General features: G+C 65.3%; 22 protein-coding genes. 9 read left to right on the forward strand and 13 right to left on the reverse strand.

The window, feature by feature from the left end:
• Positions 1-174 precede the first annotated feature (174 nt).
• The 8 genes from CR918_RS18860 to CR918_RS18895 form a co-directional block, all read right to left on the reverse strand.
• Complete coding sequence (locus CR918_RS18860; RefSeq protein WP_005414908.1) at positions 175-522, reverse strand: lipid-A-disaccharide synthase N-terminal domain-containing protein; 348 nt, start codon at positions 520-522, stop codon at positions 175-177.
• On the reverse strand, positions 522-1244 hold the full coding sequence (locus CR918_RS18865) for a glycosyltransferase family 2 protein (protein ID WP_099844172.1): 723 nt from the start codon (positions 1242-1244) through the stop codon (positions 522-524). Before CR918_RS18865 ends, CR918_RS18860 begins: the two co-directional genes overlap by 1 nt.
• Before the next feature lie 90 nt (positions 1245-1334).
• Entirely contained in the window at positions 1335-2300 is a 966-nt protein-coding gene (locus tag CR918_RS18870) for an NAD-dependent epimerase/dehydratase family protein (RefSeq protein ID WP_099844173.1), read from the reverse strand.
• A gap of 64 nt (positions 2301-2364) precedes the next feature.
• A complete protein-coding gene (locus CR918_RS18875) occupies positions 2365-3090 on the reverse strand; it encodes a suppressor of fused domain protein (protein ID WP_032976777.1) in 726 nt (241 codons plus the stop codon).
• Between the two features lie 142 nt (positions 3091-3232).
• Positions 3233-4156 carry a ParB/RepB/Spo0J family partition protein gene (locus CR918_RS18880; RefSeq protein WP_025878789.1) on the reverse strand — a complete coding sequence of 308 codons (924 nt, stop codon included), beginning with the start codon at positions 4154-4156 and terminating at the stop codon, positions 3233-3235.
• Positions 4156-4953: a ParA family protein gene (locus CR918_RS18885; protein ID WP_025878788.1), complete on the reverse strand. Its 798-nt coding sequence runs from the start codon at positions 4951-4953 to the stop codon at positions 4156-4158. Before CR918_RS18885 ends, CR918_RS18880 begins: the two co-directional genes overlap by 1 nt.
• Before the next feature lie 112 nt (positions 4954-5065).
• The gene (gene rsmG, locus CR918_RS18890) at positions 5066-5704 is read right to left on the reverse strand and encodes a 16S rRNA (guanine(527)-N(7))-methyltransferase RsmG (RefSeq protein ID WP_099844174.1); all 639 of its coding nucleotides are present in this window, start codon (positions 5702-5704) and stop codon (positions 5066-5068) included.
• A 39-nt stretch (positions 5705-5743) separates the two neighbouring features.
• Positions 5744-6343: a 4'-phosphopantetheinyl transferase family protein gene (locus CR918_RS18895; protein WP_099785896.1), complete on the reverse strand. Its 600-nt coding sequence runs from the start codon at positions 6341-6343 to the stop codon at positions 5744-5746.
• A gap of 84 nt (positions 6344-6427) precedes the next feature.
• Between CR918_RS18895 and CR918_RS18900 the strand changes: the two genes are divergently transcribed.
• Positions 6428-6679, forward strand: coding sequence for a GlsB/YeaQ/YmgE family stress response membrane protein (locus CR918_RS18900; protein ID WP_025878785.1), 252 nt, complete (start codon positions 6428-6430; stop codon positions 6677-6679).
• A 79-nt stretch (positions 6680-6758) separates the two neighbouring features.
• Here CR918_RS18900 and xth read toward each other — a convergent pair whose 3' ends face one another.
• Together xth and CR918_RS18910 are read right to left on the reverse strand one after the other, a co-directional pair.
• Positions 6759-7526, reverse strand: coding sequence for an exodeoxyribonuclease III (gene xth / locus CR918_RS18905; protein WP_099785898.1), 768 nt, complete (start codon positions 7524-7526; stop codon positions 6759-6761).
• Between the two features lie 267 nt (positions 7527-7793).
• Positions 7794-9203: a coniferyl aldehyde dehydrogenase gene (locus CR918_RS18910; protein WP_099844176.1), complete on the reverse strand. Its 1410-nt coding sequence runs from the start codon at positions 9201-9203 to the stop codon at positions 7794-7796.
• Positions 9204-9495: 292 nt separating this feature from the next.
• Here CR918_RS18910 and CR918_RS18915 point away from each other — a divergent pair, with 292 nt between their 5' ends.
• The 4 genes from CR918_RS18915 to CR918_RS18930 all read left to right on the forward strand — a co-directional run bounded on the left by CR918_RS18915 (position 9496) and on the right by CR918_RS18930 (position 11734).
• Positions 9496-9927: a hypothetical protein gene (locus CR918_RS18915; protein WP_025878782.1), complete on the forward strand. Its 432-nt coding sequence runs from the start codon at positions 9496-9498 to the stop codon at positions 9925-9927.
• The gene (locus CR918_RS18920; protein ID WP_133119708.1) at positions 9894-10334 is read left to right on the forward strand and encodes a hypothetical protein; all 441 of its coding nucleotides are present in this window, start codon (positions 9894-9896) and stop codon (positions 10332-10334) included. Before CR918_RS18915 ends, CR918_RS18920 begins: the two co-directional genes overlap by 34 nt.
• Before the next feature lie 107 nt (positions 10335-10441).
• Positions 10442-11044 carry a hypothetical protein gene (locus tag CR918_RS21100; RefSeq protein ID WP_133119709.1) on the forward strand — a complete coding sequence of 201 codons (603 nt, stop codon included), beginning with the start codon at positions 10442-10444 and terminating at the stop codon, positions 11042-11044.
• 54 nt (positions 11045-11098) lie between these two features.
• The gene (locus tag CR918_RS18930) at positions 11099-11734 is read left to right on the forward strand and encodes a hypothetical protein (RefSeq protein ID WP_133119710.1); all 636 of its coding nucleotides are present in this window, start codon (positions 11099-11101) and stop codon (positions 11732-11734) included.
• 281 nt (positions 11735-12015) lie between these two features.
• Here the strand turns inward: CR918_RS18930 and CR918_RS18935 are convergent, their stop codons facing one another.
• Both CR918_RS18935 and CR918_RS18940 read right to left on the reverse strand, forming a co-directional pair.
• Complete coding sequence (locus tag CR918_RS18935) at positions 12016-13671, reverse strand: MFS transporter (protein ID WP_025878778.1); 1656 nt, start codon at positions 13669-13671, stop codon at positions 12016-12018.
• Positions 13672-13784: 113 nt separating this feature from the next.
• On the reverse strand, positions 13785-15206 hold the full coding sequence (locus CR918_RS18940) for a DcaP family trimeric outer membrane transporter (RefSeq protein ID WP_025878777.1): 1422 nt from the start codon (positions 15204-15206) through the stop codon (positions 13785-13787).
• 245 nt (positions 15207-15451) lie between these two features.
• On the opposite strand from CR918_RS18940, the gene acs reads away from it, so the two are divergent.
• The 4 genes from acs (at position 15452) to CR918_RS18960 (ending at position 19972) form a co-directional block, all read left to right on the forward strand.
• On the forward strand, positions 15452-17395 hold the full coding sequence (acs, locus tag CR918_RS18945; RefSeq protein WP_099844184.1) for an acetate--CoA ligase: 1944 nt from the start codon (positions 15452-15454) through the stop codon (positions 17393-17395).
• A gap of 96 nt (positions 17396-17491) precedes the next feature.
• Complete coding sequence (locus tag CR918_RS18950; RefSeq protein WP_006477308.1) at positions 17492-18157, forward strand: response regulator transcription factor; 666 nt, start codon at positions 17492-17494, stop codon at positions 18155-18157.
• 205 nt (positions 18158-18362) lie between these two features.
• Complete coding sequence (locus tag CR918_RS18955; RefSeq protein WP_099844186.1) at positions 18363-19052, forward strand: hypothetical protein; 690 nt, start codon at positions 18363-18365, stop codon at positions 19050-19052.
• Positions 19053-19396: 344 nt separating this feature from the next.
• Complete coding sequence (locus CR918_RS18960; RefSeq protein WP_032976929.1) at positions 19397-19972, forward strand: manganese efflux pump MntP; 576 nt, start codon at positions 19397-19399, stop codon at positions 19970-19972.
• A gap of 39 nt (positions 19973-20011) precedes the next feature.
• Here the strand turns inward: CR918_RS18960 and CR918_RS18965 are convergent, their stop codons facing one another.
• The gene (locus CR918_RS18965; RefSeq protein WP_099785904.1) at positions 20012-23455 is read right to left on the reverse strand and encodes a hybrid sensor histidine kinase/response regulator; all 3444 of its coding nucleotides are present in this window, start codon (positions 23453-23455) and stop codon (positions 20012-20014) included.
• Positions 23456-23672 lie beyond the last annotated feature (217 nt).

The following is a 23672-nucleotide window of genomic DNA, read 5'->3' on the forward strand; positions in this document are numbered from 1 at the left end:
GCGGGGCCATGCCCCGCGAGCGCGAAGCGCGGCCGATGTTGGCCGCCATCCCACAGCCGCCGGGCATGGCCCGGCGCTACCACAGCGGTGCCTGCGTGGCCGCTCTGGTAGCTGCCAACCTTGGTCGGCACCCGGAGAAAACCAGCGCCGACCAAGGTCGGCATCTACCGGGCGTCAGTGACTGGCCTTGTCCCGCTTCCAGCCGCGATGCTTGATGTCCAGCTGCAGGCTGTACAACGCGGTGAACGCCGGGAACAGGTTCTGCAGCACGCCCACCGAGTCCTGCTTGGCCGAGAACAGGAAGTAGCTCAGCGTCATCAGGCTGCCGACCACGCTCATGTACCAGAACAGGCGCGGGATCACCGGCTTGCCGGCGCGCTTGGAGGCGATGAACTGGACCAGCCAGCGGCCACCGAACATCAACGCGCCGGTGTAGCCGATCAGCTTCCAGCCGGTCACATGCAGGCCGGTCCAGTACAACCAGGTCAGCGGCTGGTCCAGCCAGTGAAGCTCCAGATCCATCAACGCTCCTCCACCGCGGTGCGCTTGCTGCGGGTGATCAGCCAGGCCACGCCGCGCAGGTCGCGGATGCCGACCAGCGCGCGGCCTAGGTTGTTGTACTTGGACACGCCGGCCGTACGGTGGCGATGGTTGACCGGCACGCTGGTGGTCTTCCAGCCGGCACGCTGCATCAGCGCCGGCAGGTAGCGATGCATGTGGTCGAAGTACGGCAGATCGAGGAAGGCGTTGCGCTCGAACAGCTTGATGCCGCAGCCGGTATCGGGGGTGTCATCGCGCAGCATGCGCGCGCGGATGGCATTGGCCCACTTGCTGGCCCAGCGCTTGCTGCCGCTGTCCTGGCGGTTGACGCGCCAGCCGGCGAACAGCTTCACCTGGGCGTCGGCCGCTTCACGGGCGTCCAGCAGCCTGGGGATGTCGGCCGGATCGTTCTGGCCATCACCGTCGAGGGTGGCGATCCACGGCGCACGCGCGTGCTTGACGCCGGTACGTACCGCGGTGCTCTGCCCGCTCTGCGAGACGTGGTGCAGCACGCGCAGCTCCGGCGTGGTGGCCTTCATGCCCTGCAGCACGGCCAGGGTGTCATCGCGCGAATGATCGTCGATGTAGACGATCTCGAACGGCAGCCGTCCGCGCAGTGCAGCGGTGATTTCGGCCACCAGGGGCGCGACGTTGTCGCGCTCGTTGAATACGGGGACAACGACGGACAGCTCGGGTTGGCTCATGGGGGGACTCGGCCAAGGAGGGACAAAGACCGCGCATTTTCCGAAGCCGAGGTTATCCGAAGATGAATCCGGCGGCGTGAGGATCGGTTTTCAGGCGCGATCAGCAAAATACTCGCGGCACCACTGCACCACCGGCGGCAGGCCCTGTTCGATCGGCATGACCGGTTCGTAGCCAAATGCGTCATGTGCGCGCCGGGTATCGGCCATCGTGCGCACCATGTCACCCGGCTGCATCGGCTTGTAGACCTTCTGCGCGGGGCGACCGGCGGCCTGCTCGATCACGCCGATGAAGCGCTCCAGCTCGACCGGCGTGTGGTTGCCGAGGTTGAACACCCGGTGCGGCACTGGACCATCAGCCGGATGCGCGAGGGCGCCGAGAATACCGGCCACGATGTCGGAGACATGTGTGAAATCGCGCTGCATGCGGCCTTCGTTGAACACATCGATCGAACGACCGGCCAGCACCGCGCGCGAGAACAGCAGCGGCGCCATGTCCGGCCGGCCCCACGGGCCATACACGGTGAAGAAGCGCAGGCCGGTGGCACGCAGGCCATACAGCTGTGCGTAGGTATAGGCCATCAGTTCATTGGCGGCCTTGGTGGCGGCGTACAGCGAGCGCGGCTGGTCCACGCGCTGGTCTTCGGAAAACGGCGGCGTGGCCGAATCGCCGTACACCGAACTGCTGGACGCATACACCAGATGCTGCACGCCCCGGTGGCGGGACAGCTCGAGCATGTTGACGAAGCCGACCAGGTTGCTGTCGACGTAGGCGTGCGGGTTTTCCAGCGAATAGCGCACGCCGGCCTGCGCAGCCAGGTGGATCACCGCGGTCGGCTGTACTTCCTCGAACAGCGCGGCCAGGCCGTCGCGGTCGGTCAGGTCCAGCGTGCGCAGATCCAGCGTCGGGCACAGCGCGGCCACGCGGTCGCGCTTGATCTGTGGGTCGTAGTAATCGTTGAAGTTGTCCAGGCCGACCACCGACTGGCCCGCATCAAGCAGGGCACGGGCGGTGTAGGCACCGATGAAGCCGGCTGCGCCGGTGAGCAGGATGGTCATTGCGGTGAGCCTGGAATTCAACGGTCAATTCAATAGTGATGGCGTCTGATGGTACGCGCAGGGCCTAGAACAGGCCGAAACGCTTCTTGGCCACATTGGTGCGCCCCGGCTGGATGACATCCTGGATGTTCTTCGCATCGAAGCGATCCAGCAGGGTTTCCGAGTCCTTTTTCAGCTTCAGGTCCATCTCTTCCGGGTACAGCGGCACGATCGCCATGAACTCGATGGTGGTGCCGTCTTCCAGCGCCAGCGTGCCGAAGTCGTCCGGGGTCGTGACCGGCGGCAGCACGATGGCCCCATCGAACCCCACGCCCGGTGCATAGGGCTCGGACGGATGGCCGTTGGGAATGGTGTGGCCGAAGCCCAGCCAGGTGTCGTACTCGTGCGGCAGCCGCGCCAGGGTCTTCAGCAGGCGCACCGGCCAATAGTTGCGCTCATCCTCGAAGGCATCCTGGGTGATCGGCCAATCCGCCGGCAGGGTCACCATCAGTTCCATGTGCCGGGGGGCGTCCACCTCGTCGGGCACGGCCATCGGCAGGTCGCTCATGCCCGAGGTCACCAGCCGCAGGTACGGGCACTCGTCGGTGGCGGGCACCACATGCACGTCGATGTGCACGATATCGGAGATGATTTCATGGAAGACGCCGGAGATCGGGCCCAGATGGCGCTCGATGTGCGCGCTGATCTCCTCGATGTGCGACTCCCCCTGGGCCGGGGTGAAGTCCTTCTCGCGGCTGTGCACGAGGATCGGGCTGCCGCCCGGGCTGACGTCGTCTACTTCAATGGTCATGTCCTGCTCCCTGGATGAGCCACGGGGCGGAGCGGCCCACCTGCGGTGGACGACGCGGCCTCCGGCACGCGCGGCGGTGCGTTCCCTGCAATCGACGGCACACGGCAGGAACGGGCCGTGCGCCCATGAAGATGCGCCGGGGTCAGCCCTGGCGCGTGCGCAGCCGCTCCAGCACGCCATCGAGCGTGTCCAGGTTGGCGTAATGGATGATCAGCTTGCCCTTGCCGCCGCGGCCATGGTTGATCGCAACGGAAGTCCCCAGCACTTCGGACAGCTCGGTTTCCAGCGAGGCGATATCGGCCTGCTGCACCTTGGCCACCGGCTGCGGACGGTTGCTCGGCACCTTGCCGGCGGCAAACGCCTGCGCACGGCGCTCGACCTCGCGCACCGACCAGCCTTCATCGGCCGCTTCCTGGGCCAGCTTGCTGGCCAGTTCCGGGGCCAGCGTCAGCAGCGCGCGGGCGTGCCCCATCTCCAGCCGGCGCGTTTCCAGCAGCAGGCGGATGGCGATCGGCAGCTCCAGCAGGCGCAGCAGGTTGGACACCGCCGCGCGCGAGCGACCGACGGCCTCGGCGGCCTCGGCATGGGTCAGGGTGAATTCGCTGATGAGGCGCTGCAGCGCTTCGGCTTCTTCCAGCGGGTTGAGGTCTTCGCGCTGGATGTTCTCGATCAGCGCCATCGCGATGACGGTGCGGTCTTCCAGCTCGCGCACCACCACCGGCACTTCGTCCAGGCCGGCCAGCTGCGAGGCGCGCCAGCGACGTTCACCGGCGACGATCTCGAAGTTGCCTGCCGGCAGCTGGCGCACCAGGATCGGCTGGATCACGCCCTGCGACTTGATCGAGTCGGCTAGTTCGGACAGCTTGCCCTGGTCCATCTCGCGACGCGGCTGGTACTTGCCCGGCTGCAGCTGGCCTACCGGCAGCTTGCGCAGCACTTCACCGGGCAGCGGCTCGATCACCGCCGTACTGGCCTGCACCTGGCTGACCGCGCCCTTCGGACCGAGCAGTGCGTCCAGGCCGCGGCCGAGGCCTCGCTTCTTGGCTGCAGGCTTGCTGCTGGTCATCAGACGGTCTCCACGGCCTTGGTGGCCTTGTTGCGTTCGTTGTTGCGACGGATGATCTCGCCGGCCAGGCCGAGGTAGGCCACGCCGCCGCGCGAAGCACGATCGTAGCCGACGATGCTCTGGCCATGGCTGGGCGCCTCGGCCAGGCGCACGTTGCGCGGCACGATGGTGCGGAACACCCGGTCGCCGAAGTGCTCGGTGAGCTCGGCCGACACGGCATTGGCCAGGTTGTTGCGCACGTCGAACATGGTGCGCAGCACGCCTTCGATCTCCAGCGCCGGGTTGAGGTTGGCACGCAGCGCTTCGATGGTTTCCACCAGCGCGCTCAGGCCTTCCAGTGCGTAGTACTCGCACTGCATCGGCACGATCACCGAATCGGCGGCGGCCAGTGCGTTGAGGGTCAGCAGCGAGAGCGCCGGCGGGCAGTCGATCAGGATGTAGTCGTACTCATCGCGGATCGGTGCCAGCGCGCGCTTCAGGCGCTGCTCGCGCTCGCTCTGCGCCATCAGCTGGATCTCGGCCGCGGTCAGGTCGATGTTGCCCGGCAGCAGGTCGTAGCCTTCGGCGGTCTGCACGCGCACGTCGGCGGCGCTGGACTCGCCCAGCAGCAGGTCGTAGGTGGAGGAGACCAGCTCGCGCTTGTCCACGCCACTGCCCATGGTCGCGTTGCCCTGGGAATCCAGGTCGACCAACAGCACGCGCTTGGGTGCGTTGGCCAGGGAAGCGGCCAGGTTGACGGCGGTCGTGGTCTTGCCGACGCCACCCTTCTGGTTGGCGATGGCGATGATGCGGGCCATGCGGGTGTGCCTCGTCGACGTGTGCTGGGACCGGTCATTATGCGTACAACCGGGCCCGTGCGGAAATCGTGGATCGCCAACCGCTTGTTCCACAAGGGGCGGGCGGCGTGGTTCAGGGACCTGTGACGGCGACCAGATGGCGTTCACCGGCCAGGCCGGGCACGCTCAGCGGGACCACCTCGCGCACCTGCCAACCGGCCGGCAGCGCTGCGATCTCGTCATGCGGGTAGACGCCTTTCATGGCCAGCAACACGCCACCGGGGCGCAGCAGGTGGCCACCGACGCGGACGATGCCGGCCAGGGTGTCCATCGCGCGCGCGGTCAGCTGGTCGTAGCTGCCCGGCTCGGCCAGCGCTTCGGCGCGCGATTCGGCCACGCGGGCATTGCCCAGGCCCAGCTGGCGCACGGCCTCGCGCATGAAGCGGGCCTTCTTGCCGTTGCTTTCCACCAGGGTGACCTGCAGGCCCGGGCAGGCGATCGCCAGCGGGATGCCCGGCAACCCGGGGCCGGTACCGAGGTCGGCCAGGCTGCCATCGGCCACGAACGGCTGCATCGCCAGTGAATCGAGCAGATGGCGGGTGACCATTTCCTGCGGATCGCGGATGGCGGTGAGGTTGTAGGTGCCGTTCCAGCGGTGCAGCAGCGCCAGGTAGCGCAGCAGCGGCGGGGCCAGCTCGGCGGCCAGGCCCATGCTGGCCAGGCCCTGCTGCAGCGTGTTCGCTACGCCGGCGGGAAGATCGTGTTCGCTCATGCCGGCATTATCGCCGGTTTTCGCCGTTGATTCGCCGATTCACTGCGGATACCAGGCCAATGCGGCGCGGAATTGTCCGCTGGCCTGCCATTCGTGCAGGTGCCAGCGCGCGGCCTCGCCCAGCTCCGGGTCGCACCAGCGCAGGTGCAGGGCGCCATCGTTGGCCGGGGCCAGCTGCAGGCGGTGCAGGCCGAAGGAAATGCCCTGCCCGTGCGCCTTCAGCATCGCTTCCTTGGCACACCAGACGCGGAAGAACCAGTGTTCGCGGTCGGCCTCGTCCAGGCCCTGCAGCCAGGCCACTTCGTCGGGATGGAAGAAGCGCTGGATGATTTCCAGCATGCGCGGGCGCGGCCGCAGCAGTTCCAGGTCCACGCCCAGCCGCACGCCCTCGCCCAGCGCTACCAGCAGCACCTCGCCGCTGTGGCTCCAGCCGGTGCCGTAGTGGGCGAGCGCGCCGCTCAGTTCCGGCCGGCCCTTGTCGTCGCGCACCAGCGGCAGCGCATCCGGCTCGCCGCCCAGGGCCTGTGCCAGCACCTGCCGGGCCTGCGGCTCACCGCGCTGGCCAGGGACATGCGGGCAGCGCCAGACGGTAACCGGACCAAACCGCCAGGGGCCCTCAAGGGTGGCTGGCAGGCTCATCCGCACGCGCCCGTCACAGGATTGCACAGCGGGTTCACGGCATTGCGCGTCAACTGGACGCGGTTATCCACCGGAGAGTCGATCATGGGCATCATCATCTGGCTGATCGTCGGCGGCATCGTCGGCTGGCTGGCAAGCATCATCATGAAGCGCGATGGCCAGCAGGGCATCATCCTCAACATCGTGGTGGGCATCGTCGGCGCACTGATTTCCGGCTGGCTGTTCGGCGGCGGCATCAATGAAGCGATCACCCTGCGCACGTTCCTATTCTCGCTGATCGGCGCGGTGATTCTTCTGGCCATCGTCAACCTGTTCACCCGCAAGAGCATACGGTGAACTGACAGGTAGCGCCGGGCCATGCCCGGCGTCTCCCTGCCGCCGCTGCGCTCGCCGGACATGGCCCGGCGCTACCGCTTCAACCCAATTCCACCCACGCCGGTGCATGATCGCTGGGGCGTTCCCAGGTGCGCGGCTCGCGGTCGATGCCCGAGGCTACCGCACTGCCCTTCAGCGCATCGGAAACCAGGGTGAGGTCGATGCGCAGGCCGAGGTCGCGGCGGAAACCCGCTGCGCGGTAGTCCCACCAGCTGAAGGTGCCGGCCTCATCGTTGTGCAGGCGGAAGCCATCGTGCAGGCCCAGCTGCAGCAGCTTGTTCAGTGCGCCGCGCTCGGCAGTGGAGGTCAGGATGTGGTTGTCGTTCCACACCTCCGGGTCATGCACGTCGCGCGCATCGGGGGCGATGTTGAAGTCGCCCATCACGATCAGCTTCGGATGCCGCTGCAGTTCTTCGGCGATCCACGCGTGCACCGCCTCCAGCCAGCGCAGCTTGTACTCGTACTTGTCGGTGCCCACGTCCTGGCCGTTGACCACGTACAGGTTGATCACCCGCAGGTCGCCGAAGGTGCCGGCGATGACCCGCTTCTGCTCGTCCTCGAAGCCGGGAATGCCGATCTGCACGTCCTGCGCCGGCTCGCGCGACACCAGCGCCACGCCGTTGTAGGTCTTCTGCCCGGCGAACACGCTGCGGTAACCGGCGGCGACCAGCGCCGAGTCGGGGAACTTGTGGTCCTCCAGCTTGGTTTCCTGGATGCCGACGATGTCCGGGCCGAAGTCCTTGAGCCACTGCTCCAGGTGCGGCAGGCGGACATTGAGCGAATTGACGTTCCACGAGGCGATCTTCATGCGGGCATTCTACCCGGGTGGGCTTTGGTAGAGGCCGACCTTGGTCGGCGCTTTGCTTCCCGCTGTTGCCTTCGTAGAGGCCGACCTTGGTCGGCGCTTGGGGTTCACGCGTGCCAACCAAGGTTGGCCCCTACCGGAACGAGCCGCGCGGGTTGGCCCCTACCGGTAGTGCCGGCCGCTGGCCGGCAGGTGCAGGTCCCCGCCGGAGGGTCATGAAGTTGCCGGCCAGCGGCCGGCACTACCACTGGATGCACGCCCTTGCTGGATTCACCGCAGCAGCAGTTTCAACAACCCCGCAATCTTCGAATACGGCGGCCGCAGCCGGTCACTGGCCGCCCAGCGCGACTGCCACAGCACCGGCAACAGCTTGCTCATCGCATCAAACCCGGCCCGCCCGTGGTACGCCCCCATGCCACTGGCGCCCACCCCACCAAACGGCAAACCGTCGGCGGCGAAGTGCAGCAGGGTGTCGTTGACCGTGACCCCGCCGGCCAGCACCTGGCCGAGAATGCGCTCCACCGTGGCCGTGTCATGGCTGAAGGGATACAGCGCCAGTGGCCGGTCGCGGGCCACGATGTCGGCCAGCGCCGCATCCAGGTCCGGATAGGCGCGCACCGGCAGGATCGGGCCGAAGATCTCATCGCGCATCAGGTCTAGGTCATCCGGCGGGTCCAGCACCACGGTCGGCACCAGCAGCCGCTCGCGATCGGCGCGCGCGTCATCCACCTGCGCCAGCGGAATCACCGGCACGCCGCGTTCGCGCGCCTGCGCCAGATAGCCCTGCAGGCGCCGGTACTGGCCCTCGTTGATGATCCGCGTGTAGTCGGCGGCATCGCTGAAATCGCCATAGCGCTCACGCACCTGCTGCTGCAGCGCCTGCACGAACTCACGCTGGCGCACGCTGTCGATCAGCACGTAATCCGGCGCGATGCAGGTCTGGCCGGCGTTGAACCACTTGCCGGTGGCCAGACGTGCGGCGGCTTTGTCCAACGGGAAATCACGGCAGACGATCGCCGGCGACTTGCCGCCCAGTTCCAGCGTCAGCGGCACCAGATGCTCCGCCGCCGCCGCCATCACCTTGCGGCCGACCGCGGTGGAACCGGTAAACACGAGGTGGTCCAGCGGTAGCGAAGACACCGCCGCAGCCACGTCCGCCCCACCCTGCACCACCGCTACACGTTCGGGCGGGAACACGCTCGCCAGCAGATCGGCCAGGAACGCGCTGGTGCGCGGGGTGTGCTCCGAAGGCTTCAACAGCACATGGTTGCCAGCGGCAATCGCGGTGGCCAGCGGCACCAACGCCAGCGTGACCGGATAATTCCACGGCGAGATCACCCCGACCACACCCAGCGGCATCGGCCGCAGCTGCGCGCGCGCCGGCCATAGTCGCCAGCCGGCGCCCACCCGCTGCGGCTTCGACCAGCGCCGCAGGTGGCGACGCAGGTGGTCGATGGCCGACAGCACGCTCATGCCATCGGCCAGCTTCGATTCCACGTGGGCGCGGTGGCCGAAGTCCTCGGCGATGGCTTGGGCCATTTCGTCCAGGCGTAGCTTCAGCGCCTCGCGCAGGCGGCGCAGGTCATTCCCGCGCTGGTCTAGCGACGGGCGCTGCGACTGCCAGGCGCTGCGCAGGGTGTGCAGGATGGCGGGGAGGTCGGCTGGGACGGTGGTGGTCATGGGGCGACTATACGAGCTGTGGCAGTCATCGCCGCATGACAGGGCGCGGATTCGACTGGGTAGAGTCGACTGTTAGTCGACCGCTCCCCGGTCAGAACACGTGAAACCCAACGCTGGGCGCGATAGTCGGCCAACGGTCGACTCTACCCCTCGTCAGACCTCCAGAGGGATGGCCAAACACGTAGTTCCATCCGGGAAGCGTAAGAACATTTGCAATTTCGTACTTCTTTCATGGTGGAGCGGCTTCATGTCCACCAATGTATACGTCTGACGTGCCGAAGAGCAGGATGTAATGCAAGGTATAGCCGCAGTTCTAGCCGGTTTGATGCTGATGGTCCTCTCTGCCGGAGCCTCAACTCCGCCTATTGACTACGAGAAGGTTCGTATGGCCGGCGTCCAAAGAATGATGGGCCACTGGGTGCGTTACATCATGCTTAGCGGCGCCTCGGATTGCATCACGGTCCAGATTTTCAAATCCGCGAACATGGAAGGCCTCGTTCGCCAGAAGAAAATCTGTTCGCTTGGAAAGATGAGTTTTCGCGATGACTTCGCGTTTGTCGACGTGCGGAAAATAGGGTTTGAGCCAGATCGACTATCGCTGGAGATCGAGTTTTTTAGCCTTCGCGGGAGCGGTGATGAGGTGAAAGAGTGCTCAATTGAAATCGGAAATGGTTCTATCGGAGATCTGAAATGTTCACTCGAGTTTGGAAGCGAGTACTACTGACCACGCCCTGGCTTGTTCTTTACGCTGCGCCATCCTTGTCGGGCAGCACCGCCAAAGCCTCAGAGCGGCACAACGACTACTCAAAAGTCACGAAGGCCGATATCGCGATTGTCCAGGAGCGAGCTGTCAGGTATGTCGTAATCGCTGACAATCCATGTCTGACAGTCCAGTCCTTCAGACTCGGCCATCCAGCCGAGTATCACCGCGAGAAGTTAATCTGCTCCGTCGGTGGCGCGCGCTTCGATCGCGACTTCGCCTTGGTCGACTTCAAGACACTCGATTTCCACGATGACCGTCTGGATGTAGAAGTCGAATTCATTCCCTCACGAAGGGGACGCAAGGCGGTCAGGTGGTGCTCCATCGCCCTGCAGCCTGATTCCATCGGCGACCTGATGTGCCATCGATGATGGTAGCGCTGGCGATGGCCGCTGTACTGTCTCTGCCTGCAGCGTCAACTGCACCCCCGCCGCCTCACGCCGGTTTCGCACTGGATACAGAGCGAGAGTATGTGCCGATGGTGGGCGACAGCCTGGTGTCGCTTGTGGGCGAGCTGGATGGTGAACCCACTTCTGGCGCCGCCATCGACCGGGTGCTGACCACTTTGGAGGAGCGACTAAAGCGCACCTCATGCAGGCCAGCAGAACCTGGTGATGCGCAGTCGCAGCCACGTGGCATCACCTGCAGCGCACCTGATGTAGAAAGCATCTTTCCTTACTACGCGGCTTTGCGGCGGGCGACGACACCAGCAGAACACGAGCGGCGCGGTCGTCGCTTTCTGGATGCATATGCCAGATTGCTCGAGGATGCGCCGGATACCGCCCTTACGCGACCACGCGAAGATGAAGCGGTGGACGGGTTGCTGCATGTGCTCTTTCCGCTCCAGGCCTGGGACGAGAAGCTGAACATTCCACGCCATGACGTGCACTTCCCCTTTGTTCCCGTGTGCAACCTCGTTGCCGCTCGTGTTGCGCATTGCCCCGGCGCCGATCAGTTGCTCAATCGGATCAGACAAGCGGGCGATGAGAGTGAACAGCGAGCGTTCTGCATCAAGGAGTTTTCAAGACGCCCCCTTGAGCAGGAAGGCGAATGCATAGAAAAGACCACCGCAAGCCCCTGATGCCCATGGCATCTTCCTCGCTTGCCAATGACAGTTTCCGAGAGGATGAATATGTTGAGCCTGGTCTTCACTTTGCTCGCATCACTGGCTTCACCACTAGACGCAAAAGCTGGCAACGAGAGGTGGACACAGGCTGGCAGTGACATCACGCTGCGGTATGACGGTGAGGAGAACGGTCGCTACCGGAACGTGTCGGTCATGAGGCATGGCAAGTTGGTGCGTCGGATAGAGCTGAGCGAGCGCTCCTACTCTCTGTTCGAACACGATGCCGATCCGGCGACGTCTCCTGACGGCCGGTATGTGCTTGTCACTGACGTGGAATCCGGTGAGGTCGCTTCTCCGGATGGAGATCGCTTCATGCATGAGGTTCCGTACTGTGGGTTCATGAACACGCGCAGCGGTTGCATGGTTACGCGGCAGACCGGCCAGTTCTGTGGCGGGTCATTCAATGACATTGGCAACTGGGCATCTCCCGGCCTCCCACCTGTCACCCTGACCGAAGAAGGCGCTACCGCAGAGGATTATGCGTCAGGTCACCGGAGTCCTTCGGATGCGCCCGATGGTTCCCTCGACAATCTGCTTCGTTGCGACCCGCCGGGTCCACGCAACAGAGGTCATTACAAAAAGCTGATCGACGCGGGGATCTTTGACGTCACTCCCTCGCAGAGGCAAGCGCTGGACGGCGGTTAGCATCGACCGTTGGTCGACCGCTCTCGACGCTACCTCGCACTGCGTCTGGAGGTAGGGGTCAGAGCCCTTTCGCATGCGAAAGGGATCTGACCCCGGGCGCGATACGGGCGGTGGCTTCGGATGCTTGTCAACCGCGATGAAGGCATTCAGCGCTGTTTGTTCGTGTCTGCGGAGTTTTGTGCCGCGCGTTGCGCGGTCGCCGAGCATGGCTCGGCGCTACAGGGAAACGAAAAGGCCGTGGTCTGCACCACGGCCTCTCCTTCATTCGATGAACATCATTCTTACTTGGTGATGTCCACGTTCTTCGTCTCGCGCAGGAACAGGCCGCCAATCACCACCGACATCAGCGCGATGATGATCGGGTACCACAACCCGTAGTACAGGTTGCCGGTACCGGCCACCAGCGCGAACGAGATCGCCGGCAGGAAGCCACCGAACCAGCCATTGCCGATGTGATACGGCAGCGACATCGAGGTGTAGCGGATGCGGGTCGGGAACAGTTCGACCAGGTAGGCGGCGATCGGGCCGTAGACCATGGTCACGTACAGCACCAGCAGCCACAGCATCAGGATCGTGCCGGCGTAGTTGATGCGCGAACCATCAGCCTTGGCGGGATAGCCGGCACCGGTCAATGCCGTCTTCAGCTCGGCACCGAACGCGTCAGCCTTGGCCTTTCCTTCTTCCTTGGTCAGGCCGGCGGCCTCGTACGAGGTGACGCTGGCGCTGCCCACGTTGACCATCGCCAGCGAACCAGCAGCGGCCGGCTGCACGTCATACGGCACACCGGCCTTGGTCAGCGCGGCGGTGGCGACGTCGCAGGAGCTGGTGAACTTGCGCAGGCCCACCGGATCGAACTGGAAGGAGCAGGTGGTCGGGTCGGCCACGACCAGCGCCGGCGAACTGCTGCGGGCTTCTTCGATGGCCGGGTTGGCGAAGTGGGTCAGACCCTTGAAGATCGGGATGTAGGTGATTGCGGCCAACAGGCAGCCGGCCAGGATGATCTTCTTGCGGCCGATACGGTCGGACAGCCAGCCGAAGAAGATGAAGAACGGCACGCCCAACGCCAGCGCGGCAGCGATCAGCAGGTAGGAGGTGGTGGCATCGACCTTCAGCATGCTGCTGAGGAAGAACAGCGCGTAGAACTGGCCGCCATACCAGACCACCGCCTGGCCCGCTGCGGCGCCGAGCAGCACCAGCAGCATCAGCTTCAGGTTGCCGCCCTTCAGGCTGTCACGGAACGGCGTCTTGGAACCCTTGCCCTCCGACTTCATCTGCTGGAACAGCGGCGACTCGCTCAGCTGCAGGCGGATCCACACCGACACACCCAGCAGCACGATCGAGACCAGGAACGGAATGCGCCAGCCCCAGGCTTCGAACGCTTCGTTGCCGAGGAAGTAGCGGCAGGCCAGGATGATCAGCAGCGACATGAACAGGCCGAGGGTGGCCGTGCACTGGATGAAGCTGGTGTACAGGCCACGCTTGTCGTCCGGCGCGTGTTCGGCCACGTAGGTCGCCGCACCACCGTACTCGCCGCCCATGGCCAAGCCCTGGGCCAGGCGCAGGATGATCAGGATCACCGGCGCGGCGAAGCCGATCGAGGCGTAGTTGGGCAGCACACCGACCAGGAAGGTCGAGATGCCCATGATCAGGATGGTGACCAGGAAGGTGTACTTGCGGCCGATGCGATCGCCGAGGCTGCCGAAGAAGGCCGCACCGAACGGGCGCACGAAGAAGCCGGCCGCGAAGGCCAGCAGGGCGAAGATCATGCCCGTGGTTTCATTGACGCCACTGAAGAACTGCTTGGCGATGATCGCAGCAAGCGAGCCATACAGGAAGAAGTCATACCACTCGAAAACGGTGCCCAGGCTGGACGCGAAGATGACCTTCTTGTGTCCCTGGGTTAGTTGGGCTTTCGCCGGTGCAGGTGTTGTGGACATGGGAAGCTTTCCCTCTGTAGGTGCCGACCTCGGTCGGCACGCAGTCTAGGTAGGTGCCGACACCATTGGTCGGCACTCATTCTTGGTAGGTGCCGACCTTGGTCGGCACTCCTTTAGAAGCTGTACTTCGTAGTGAACTGCAGACGGGTGATATCGCCCTTGTTGCCGTTCTCGATCTCGCGCTTGCCGTACATCAGCTCGGCACCGACATCGACCTTGGGCAGCGGCGAGTAGAAGATGTTGCCGCGGATGCTCTGCACGCTCTTGGTCACCAGCGGGCCGAGGATGCTGTCGTTGTCGTAGTCGCTGCGCGCATAGATCAGGTTGGTGCGCAGCTTCGGCGAGAACGCATGGCGCCAACCGACATAGCCGGCGATCACACCGGTCGGGTTGAGCTCGTCACGGGCCACGTCATAGGCCGAATCCGCAGTAATGCCCAGGCCGATGTAACGGGCGATGCCCTCGCCACCGGTGAACTGGTAGTGCAGCGAATCGCTGTCACCCATCACCCACTTGCCGCCCAGGGTCAGGCCACCGGCCACCTTGTCGGCCTTTGCGCCGGTGGCCTGGTTGTCGACCTTCAGCTGACGGACGATACCGCCAACACCGAACGTGCCCCAGTCACCCTTCCAGCCATAACGCAGGGTCAGGTCCGGCAGGCTGCCGCGATCGGAATTGGCGCTGGCATTGGTCCAGGCGCCGGTGACCGGATTGCGCGTACCGGTGAGGGTGGTCGTTTCAGGATTCTCCAGCGCGACGCTGAAGCCGCCCTGGGTGTAGCGCACCTGCGCCTGGCGCACGAAGATCACGCCATCGGTGGGACCGACGAAGTCGACCGCTTCCGGCAACGACGCCGCATCCATGAAGTTCGACCAGGTCTGGCCGGCCATCCAGTTGTTCCAGTACATGTACGCATGGCGCAGGGTCACGCCATAGGTGTTGGTGGCGGTCTGGTTGCCCAGCGAGTTGCCGAAGAAATCCATCTCGAAGAACGCGCCGGCCTTGTTGCCCGACTCGCTGACGTTGTCGATGCCCAGGTTGAAGCGCGAGAACTTGGCGTGGGCGTTGTAGTCCACGTCCGAGCGCTTGCCGCTGCCGCCGGCGCCTTCCACCGGGGTCTGCCCGGGCAGGTACAGCGAGCGGCCGGTGGCATCGTCGGCCAGCTGGCCATCGCTGGTCTGGGTGGCCAGGAAATCAGCCTTGATGAAACCGCCGATCTTGACCGTGGTGCCCGGCGCCGCGCCGGGGGTGATGGTGGTGACCTGGATCGGCTGCTTGCCCGCAGGCACCGCCGGCTTCTGTTCGGCCTGCAGCGTGCGGACGTCGGTGACCGCCTGCTGGGTCTGCACGATCTGGGTCTGTTGCTGCTGCTGCGACGCCAGCAGCGCCTGCACCTGCCGCTCCAGTTCGGCGACGCGTGACTCCAGTGCCTTCTCTTTGGCGGTCTCGGCGAACGCCATGCCCGGTGCGACCAGGGCGACCAACAGGCAGGCCGCCAAAGGTGTGCGCACGGCTTTCAACGTACGGTGGCTCATGTTGCCCTCTCTCCCAAGTGGCAAGGTGATGCCGCGCGTGGGGCACGGTCGAGCCGAGACTGCGGGGCGTTTGCACGCACCGGCTATTGGCCATTGGTCGAACCCGGGCCTGCAGGGGCCCGACTTTCGACCAAGGTCTAACCGAAGTGGTGACGCGACCGGGGGTGGATGGGGCAAACTGAGGGGGAACGGCTGCTGCAATGCTGCGGCTGCACACACAAAGTCAACGTGCAAGTGAGGGTGCCATGGCTGATCTCTACCCTGTCGATCCGCAGTTCGCCGCCAAGGCGCGTATCGACAAGAACACCTATGAACAGCAGTACCAGGCCTCGGTGTCCGATCCGGATGCGTTCTGGGGCAAGGCTGCCGAGCGGCTGGACTGGTCGCGCAAGCCGACGAAGATCAAGAACGTCAGCTACGACCTGTCCGACTTCCACATCAAGTGGTTCGAAGATGGCGAGCTCAACGCCAGCGTGAACTGCCTGGACCGCCAGCTGGAAAAGCGCGGCGACAAGACGGCCCTGCTGTTCGAGCCGGACAGCCCGGACGCGCCGGCCCAGCACGTGACCTATCGCGAGCTGTACGAGCGCACCTGCCGTCTCGGCAACGCGCTGCGCAACCTGGGCGTCAAGAAGGGCGACCGGGTCACCATCTACCTGCCGATGATCGTCGACGCTGCCGTGGCCATGCTGGCCTGCGCGCGCATCGGTGCGATCCACTCGGTGGTGTTCGGTGGCTTCGCCCCGAATTCGATCGCCGACCGTGTCAGCGACTGCCAGAGCAAGCTGATCATCACCGCCGACGAAGGCCTGCGCGGTGGCCGGAAGATTCCGCTGAAGGCCAACGTCGATGCGGCGCTGAAGCTGCCCGGCACCAATACCGTGGAAACCGTGCTGGTGGTGCGCCACACCGGTGGTGCGGTGGACATGCAGGCCCCGCGCGACCGCTGGTTCCATGATGTGGTCGACAGCCAGCCGGCCAGCTGCGAGCCGGAACCCATGAACGCCGAGGATCCGCTGTTCATCCTCTACACCTCCGGTTCCACCGGCAAGCCGAAGGGCGTGCTGCACACCACCGCCGGCTACCTGCTGTACGCGGCCTACACCCATGAAGCGGTGTTCGACCTGCGCGAGGACGACATCTACTGGTGCACCGCCGACGTCGGCTGGGTCACCGGCCACAGCTACATCGTGTACGGCCCGCTGGCCAACGGCGCGACCTCGCTGATGTTCGAGGGCGTGCCGAACTACCCGGACACCTCGCGCTTCTGGAACGTGATCGACAAGCACAAGGTGTCGATCTTCTACACCGCCCCCACCGCCATCCGTGCGCTGATGCGCGAAGGCGAGGAGCCGGTGAAGAAGACCTCGCGCGCCTCGCTGCGCCTGCTTGGCAGCGTCGGCGAACCGATCAATCCGGAAGCCTGGCGCTGGTACTACGAAGTGGTCGGCGAAAGCCGTTGCCCGATCGTCGATACCTGGTGGCAGACCGAGACCGGCGGCATCCTGATCTCGCCGCTGGCCGGTGCGATGGATCTGAAACCGGGTTCGGCCACCCTGCCCTTCTTCGGCGTGCAGCCGGCCCTGGTCAATGCCGATGGCGAGATCAAGGACGGCCCGACCGAAGGCAACCTGATCATCCGTGACTCCTGGCCGGGCCAGATGCGCACGGTGTACGGCGATCACCAGCGCTTCATCGACACCTACTTCCGCACTTACCCGGGCAGCTACTTCACCGGTGATGGCTGCCGCCGCGACGAAGACGGCTACTACTGGATCACCGGCCGCGTGGACGATGTGATCAACGTGTCCGGCCACCGCATCGGCACCGCCGAAGTGGAAAGCGCGCTGGTCTCGCACCCGAAGGTGGCCGAAGCCGCCGTGGTCGGCTTCCCGCACGACGTGAAGGGCCAGGGCATCTATGCCTACGTCACCCTGGTGGCCGAGGAGGCGCCCAGCGACGAGCTGCAGAAGGAGCTGGTCGCCTGGGTGCGCAAGGAGATCGGGCCGATCGCCACGCCCGACCACCTGCAGTGGGCGCCGGGCCTGCCGAAGACCCGTTCGGGCAAGATCATGCGCCGCATCCTGCGCAAGATCGCCGAGAACGCACCGGACCAGCTCGGCGACACCTCGACCCTGGCCGACCCCTCGGTCGTGGCGTCGCTGGTGGACGAGCGCAAGGTGCGTTGATGTGCTACCCGGGGTCGGATCCCTTTCCACAAGGAAAGGGCTCTGACCCCAGGGGCTTCGGCCCCGAACAGTTCCCCCCTACGGTTCCCCCCGACCATGACCACCCTCCTGATTGCCGATGACCATCCGTTGTTCCGCGAAGCCCTGCGGGGTGCCGTGCAGCGGGTCATTCCGGGCGTTCAACTGTTCGAGGCCGACAGCGTGGAGGCGCTGTATGCGCTGGCCGACCAGCACAACGACGCCGACCTGGTCCTGATGGATCTCAACATGCCCGGCGCACAGGGCTTCAACGCACTGGTGCACATGCGTTCGCTGCATCCGCACCTGCCGGTGGTGGTGGTGTCCGCACGCGAAGAAGCCACGGTGATGCGCCGTGCACTCGACCATGGCGCGCTGGGCTTCATTCCGAAATCCGCTGATTCGGACACCATCGGCCATGCACTCGGCACCATCCTCGATGGCGAGACCTGGGCGCCGCCGGAAGCACACAACGTGCCGCCCACCGGCAGCGAAGAACGCGAAGTCGGTCAGCGGCTGCGCGAGCTGACCCCGCAGCAGTTCCGCGTGCTGCAGATGTTGGGTGCGGGCCGCTTGAACAAGCAGATCGCCTACGACCTCAATGTCTCCGAAGCGACGATCAAGGCGCATGTGACCGCGATCCTGCGCAAGTTGGGCGTGACCAACCGCACCCAGGCCGTGCTGATGGCCGGCAAGCTGGCGATCGACGACGACGCCATCGTGCTGCCGCCGGAAGAAGACTGAGGGTTCGTGCCGGCCGCTGGCCGGCAATCGCCTGTACCTGTATCACCGCTGCGCTCGCCGGGCATGGCCCGGCGCTACCGGAAACTGCTTTGGTAGGGGCCAAGCTTGCTTGGCACTGTCACCCGGCACGCCGATGACGTAATTGGCTCTGGCGGGATGATTGATTCGATATCAGGCTGGAAGTTTCTGCTTTCCAGTTGCAACCATGGACGTCTGGACACTCATTGATGTGGACGGATTGAGGATAGGTTCCGTCCAGCGCTTCAGCTACCGAGGCTGCCGCGTGAGTGGCCGTTTCGTACCTGATGTGGCCTTTTCAAGACACCAGAAGATGTTCGCTGCTCTTGAGCATGCGGCGGATGCTCAGCTTTTCTTCCATGTCGATGATCTCGAAAGAAGCATCGCTGCACTGCGCATTCGTGCAGTTCCACCAGACGGGAAGGACGTCCCGCAGCTGATCTCGGATCTGCAGATCATGCGTGACTGGTGCCAGTTCCGGATCAATTCAATGACCGGCCCAGCCGAAGGTCACCCCTTCTCCCTGACACCTGCAGAAAGGGACACAATCCGCGCATTGATCGCCTTCGTTCGCGCAGGCTGTCCGGATGGCCCCAGCCCCGCGGGCTTCCCCATTGGCCGCAACGAGGATTTTCGGCGTAAAGCGCTCGAGTTCTTCTCCGATCCACCCGATCCAGCAAATCACTTTCGAATTGATGTTCCCAGCGACGAATATGTGGCCCTGAATGCGGTCATTTATGGGCCCAGCTCTGACTGGCGCATCGAACTGGACTTGTTCGCCGACGGCGAGCAATGCGACCTGACCGCAACCTTCGATCTTGATCGTCAGAGCACTGTGGACAGCGGGCCCAGGCTTTACGACATGCACGTGATGTAGCCGGTTGTGGCGGGAGCCATGCCGGCCAGCGGCCGGCACTACCGGATTCCGCTTCGGCCGGCGCCACCACTTCGCGGTGATATAGCCATCGCTATACAAACCAGCCCTGCCTGCGCGTTTGCCCGGAAATGCGCCACGCGCGGATCGCGGTGCTAAGCTTCGCGTCCCCTTGGGGAGTAGCCGGATTCCTACGCAGGAATCGTCCATGTCAACATACTCGGCCAGTGCGCCGTGGCGTGGACAACCATGATGGTTGGCGAGACCAGCGGCCCGCGCGCGCAACGTCAGGTTGGGCGCGAGCGCGAGCCGTGCGTCCGTCCTTGCCCGACCTTCTGCTGCCGCCCATGTCTCCTGTTTCGATCCTCCTGATCGGCTTTGCCATGTCCACCGATGCCTTCGCTGCCGCGATCGGCAAGGGTGCCGCCATGCGCAGGCCGGTGTTCCGTGATGCGCTGCGCGCCGGCATCATCTTCGGCGTCATCGAGGCGATCACGCCCATCATCGGCTGGCTGCTCGGTCGTGCCGCCCTGCAGTACGTCGAAGCCTTCGACCACTGGATCGCCTTCGGCCTGCTCGGCGCACTGGGCATCCACATGATCTACAACGGCCTGCGCCCTGACAGCGGCGAGGACGATGAGGATCCGTCGCAGCATCACGGCTTCTGGAAGCTGGCACTGACCGGCTTCGCCACCAGCATCGACGCGATGGCAGTGGGCATCGGCCTGGCCTTCATGGACGTGCATATCGGGGTGATGGCGGCGGTCATCGGCCTGTGCACGCTGACCATGGTCACCGCCGGCATCATGCTCGGCCGCGCACTCGGCAGCATGGTCGGCAAGCGCGCCGAAATCATCGGTGGCGTGATCCTGGTGATCATCGGTGCGACGATCCTGTACGAACACCTGCACGGCGTGGCGTAACCTGCCGGCGATTGCGAGGTTGCCGGCCAGCGGCCGGCACTACCGGGCGTCGCGCAACGCGCCCAGGAACGCACGCAGCGACGCCGGCTTGATCGGCTTGGTCAACAGGCGATAGCCGCGCTCGCGTGCCATCCGCTTCAGTTCATCGCGGCCATCGGCGGTAAGCAGCGCGCCGGGCAATGGATAGCCCGCCGCTTCGCGCAGTGCCACCAGTGCATCCAGGCCATCCATGCGATCGTGCAGGTGGTAGTCCACCAGCATCACCTGCGGACGCTCGGCGATCTTCTGCAACGCCTGGTCCACCGTCGATGCGGTGATCACCTGCACCTGCCAGCGCCCCAGCAGCGCGCGCATGCCATCAAGGATCTCCTCGTCGTTGTCCACGCACAACACGCGCAGGCCGGCCAGCGAATCGCTGCGAATCGGCGGTGCGGCCTGCGCCACGGTGAGCGCTTCGGTATATCCCGGCAACGGCGCTACCCGCGGCAGGATGATCGAGAACATCGATCCACTGCCAACCCGGCTGCGGGCATTCAAGCGATGGTCAAGCAGGCGCGAGATGCGCTGGCAGATCGACAGGCCCAGCCCCAGGCCCTGCTCGCCCCAGTCGAACGGCTGCTGGTAGCGGTGGAACTCGTCGAAGATCTGTCGCATGTGGTGTTCGGGAATACCGGGGCCGGTATCCCACACCTGCAGCTCCACTTCGTCGCCGCGCTGGCGCACGGCCAGCACGATGCGCCCCTGCCGCGTGTAGCGCAGCGCATTGGCCAGGAAGTTCTGCAGCACGCGGCGCAGCAGGCGGCGATCACTGCGCACCCAGGTGGTACGCGCGAACAGATCCAGCCGCAGCCCACGCCCGGCCGCAACCGGCGTGTACTGCGCGGCCAGCTCGCGCATCAACGCACTGACATCGAATTCGCCGATCACCGGATGCAGGCCACCAGCATCCAGCCGCGACACGTCCAGCAGCCCATCCAGCAGCTCTTCGGCCGCACGCAGCGACGCATCCACGCGTTCGGCCAGGTGCCGCTGCTCATCACTGACATGGTCGCTGTCGCGCAGCGCCGAAGCGAACAGCCGCGCCGCATTCAACGGCTGCAGCACGTCATGGCTGATCGCCGCCAGGAAGCGGGTCTTCGATTGCTGTGCGACTTCCGCAACATGCGAGCGCTCGGCCACGCGCTGTTCCAGTGTTTCGTTGGCTTCCAGCAGCGCCCGTTCGGCGTGCTTGTAGTCGGTGATGTCGTTGTAGCTGGTGACGTAGCCGCCGCCGGGCAGTGCCTGGCCACGCATTTCGATCACCTTGCCATCGCTGCGGGTGCGCTCGAACACGTGCGGCGAACCGGCGCGCATGTAGCTGATGCGGCGGTTGATCTGCACTTCGATGTCGCCCTCGCCCAGCTCGCCACGCTCGGCGTTGTAGCGGATCAGATCCGCCACCGGGCGGCCCACGTAGAGCATGCCGTCGGGGTAGCCGAACATGTCCTGGTAGCGCCGGTTCCACGCGGTCAGGCGCATGTCCGGGTCGACCACGCTGACGCCGGCGCTGATGTTTTCCAGGGTGGTCGACAGGATCTCGCGGTTGAAGCGCAGTTCCTGCCCGGCTTCGTCCAGCACCGCCACCACTTCGCCCAGGTCCATGCCGGAGCCACGCAGGAGGCTGGTCAGCAGCAGGCGCGCGGACGCCGCACCGATCGATGCGGCCAGCAGGCGCTCGGTGAACTGCACCCACGGCCGGTCCGCCGGTGCCGAGGACTGCAGCTCGCGCCCCAGCGACTGCGCCTGTTCGAAGAACGAGCGCCGCGCATGGCGTTCGCCGACCACGCGCGAGGCCAGTGCCAGCAGGTCGCCCACGTGCACGTGGCCTGGCCAACCACCGGCCACTGAAGGCCGCTCGGCATAGGGATCGAGGAAGGGCGCAGCGCGCAGGCGCTCATCCACGCCCGGACGCCAACGCGCCGATACCAGCATCATCGTCGCCGCGTTGACCAGCAGCGACCAGAACGTGCCATGGGTCAGCGGGTCCCAGCCGGTCATGCCGAACAGCTGTTGCGGCCGCAGCCAATCGATGCCGAACGGACCATGCTGCACCCAGCCTGCATCCATCCAGCCGGCCATGGTCATCGCCGGCAGCAGCAGGGTGTACAGCCAGGTGGCGAAGCCGAGCAGCATGCCGGTCTCGACGCCACGACGGCTGGCGCCGCGCCAGTACAGGCCACCGATCAGGCCCGGCGCGAACTGCGCCACCGCGGCGAACGCCATCAGTCCGTACGAGGCCAGCGTGCTGTCGTTGCTGCTGCTGCGGTAGTAGCTGTAGGCCATCAGTGCCAGCAGCAGGATCGCCAGCCGGCGGATCCACAGCACCCGCGAGGCGACATCGGCCGCTTCCTGGTGGTCGCCACTGCGACGCAGCAGCACCGGCATCACCAGATCGTTGCTGACCATCGTCGCCAACGCGATCGAGGACACGATGACCATGCCGGTGGCGGCAGAGAACCCGCCGATATAGGCGATCAGTGCCAGCGCGTTGCGGCCCTCGGCCAGCGGCAACGCCAGCACCATCGAGTCGTCGGCCACGCCGCTTCCGGTACCGAACAGGCTGATGCCGGCCGTGGCGATCGGCAGCACCATCGCCGAGATCAGCACCAGGTAGCCGCCGAACATCCAGCGCGCGCGGCGCACGTCGCGCACATCCCCGCACTCCACCACCGCCACATGGAACTGGCGCGGCAGGCAGATGATGGCCAGGAAACTGAGCAGCGTCTGCGAAATGAACCCCACTGGCGGAAGCCCGGTGAACAGCGTATGCACCGACTCCACCACCGCCTCGTTGCGGTCGCTGAGCCAGACATAGGCGAACACGCCCACCGCCACCATCGCCACCAGCTTGATCACCGACTCCAGCGCGATGGCCAGCATCATGCCGTGGTGGTGTTCGGTGGCGTCCACCTGGCGGGTACCGAACAGGGTGGCGAACAGCGCCATCAGCAACGCCACGTACAGGGCCGGATCGCTGAAGAACCCGGTCGGGCCGGTGTTGCCGGTCAGTACCTGCAGGCTCATCGCCACCGCTTTGTACTGCAGGGCGAGGTAGGGAATGATGCCGATCAGCGCGATGATCGCCACCAGCGCCGCCAGCCGCCGCGAGCGGCCGAAGCGCGAGGAAATGAAATCAGCGATGGAGACCACGTTCTGGCTGCGCGCGATCAGCGCCAGGCGCTCGATGATGCGCCAGCCGAACAGCAGCAGCAGCAACGGACCGATGTAGATCGGCAGGTAGCCCACGCCATTGCGCACGGCGGTACCGACTGCGCCGTAGAAGGTCCACGACGAGCAGTACACCGCCAGCGCCAAGCTGTAGACGACCGGCCGCAGCCACGGCCGGTCCGGGTACATCGGCCGACGGTCGCCCCACCACGCCACGCCGAACAGCAGCGCAGCGTAGGCAACCGAGACCAGCAGCAGGATCCAGCTGGAGACCAAGCGCGTGTTTCCGTCGGAGGAGGGGCCAGTAGATCACGACCGTTGATCGTGATGGTAGGTCACGACGGGGGGTCGCAAAGGTGGGTCACGACCGTTGGTCGTGGCAGGGGCGTCCGTGCCCACCAACGGTGGGCACCCACCAGGAAACGGTGGGGATCTACCGGAAGACGGTGGGCACCTGCCGGGAGATCGTGGGCGCCTACCGGGAGATCGTGGG

Source organism: Stenotrophomonas indicatrix, from assembly GCF_002750975.1.
GTDB classification, from domain to species: Bacteria; Pseudomonadota; Gammaproteobacteria; order Xanthomonadales; family Xanthomonadaceae; genus Stenotrophomonas; species Stenotrophomonas indicatrix.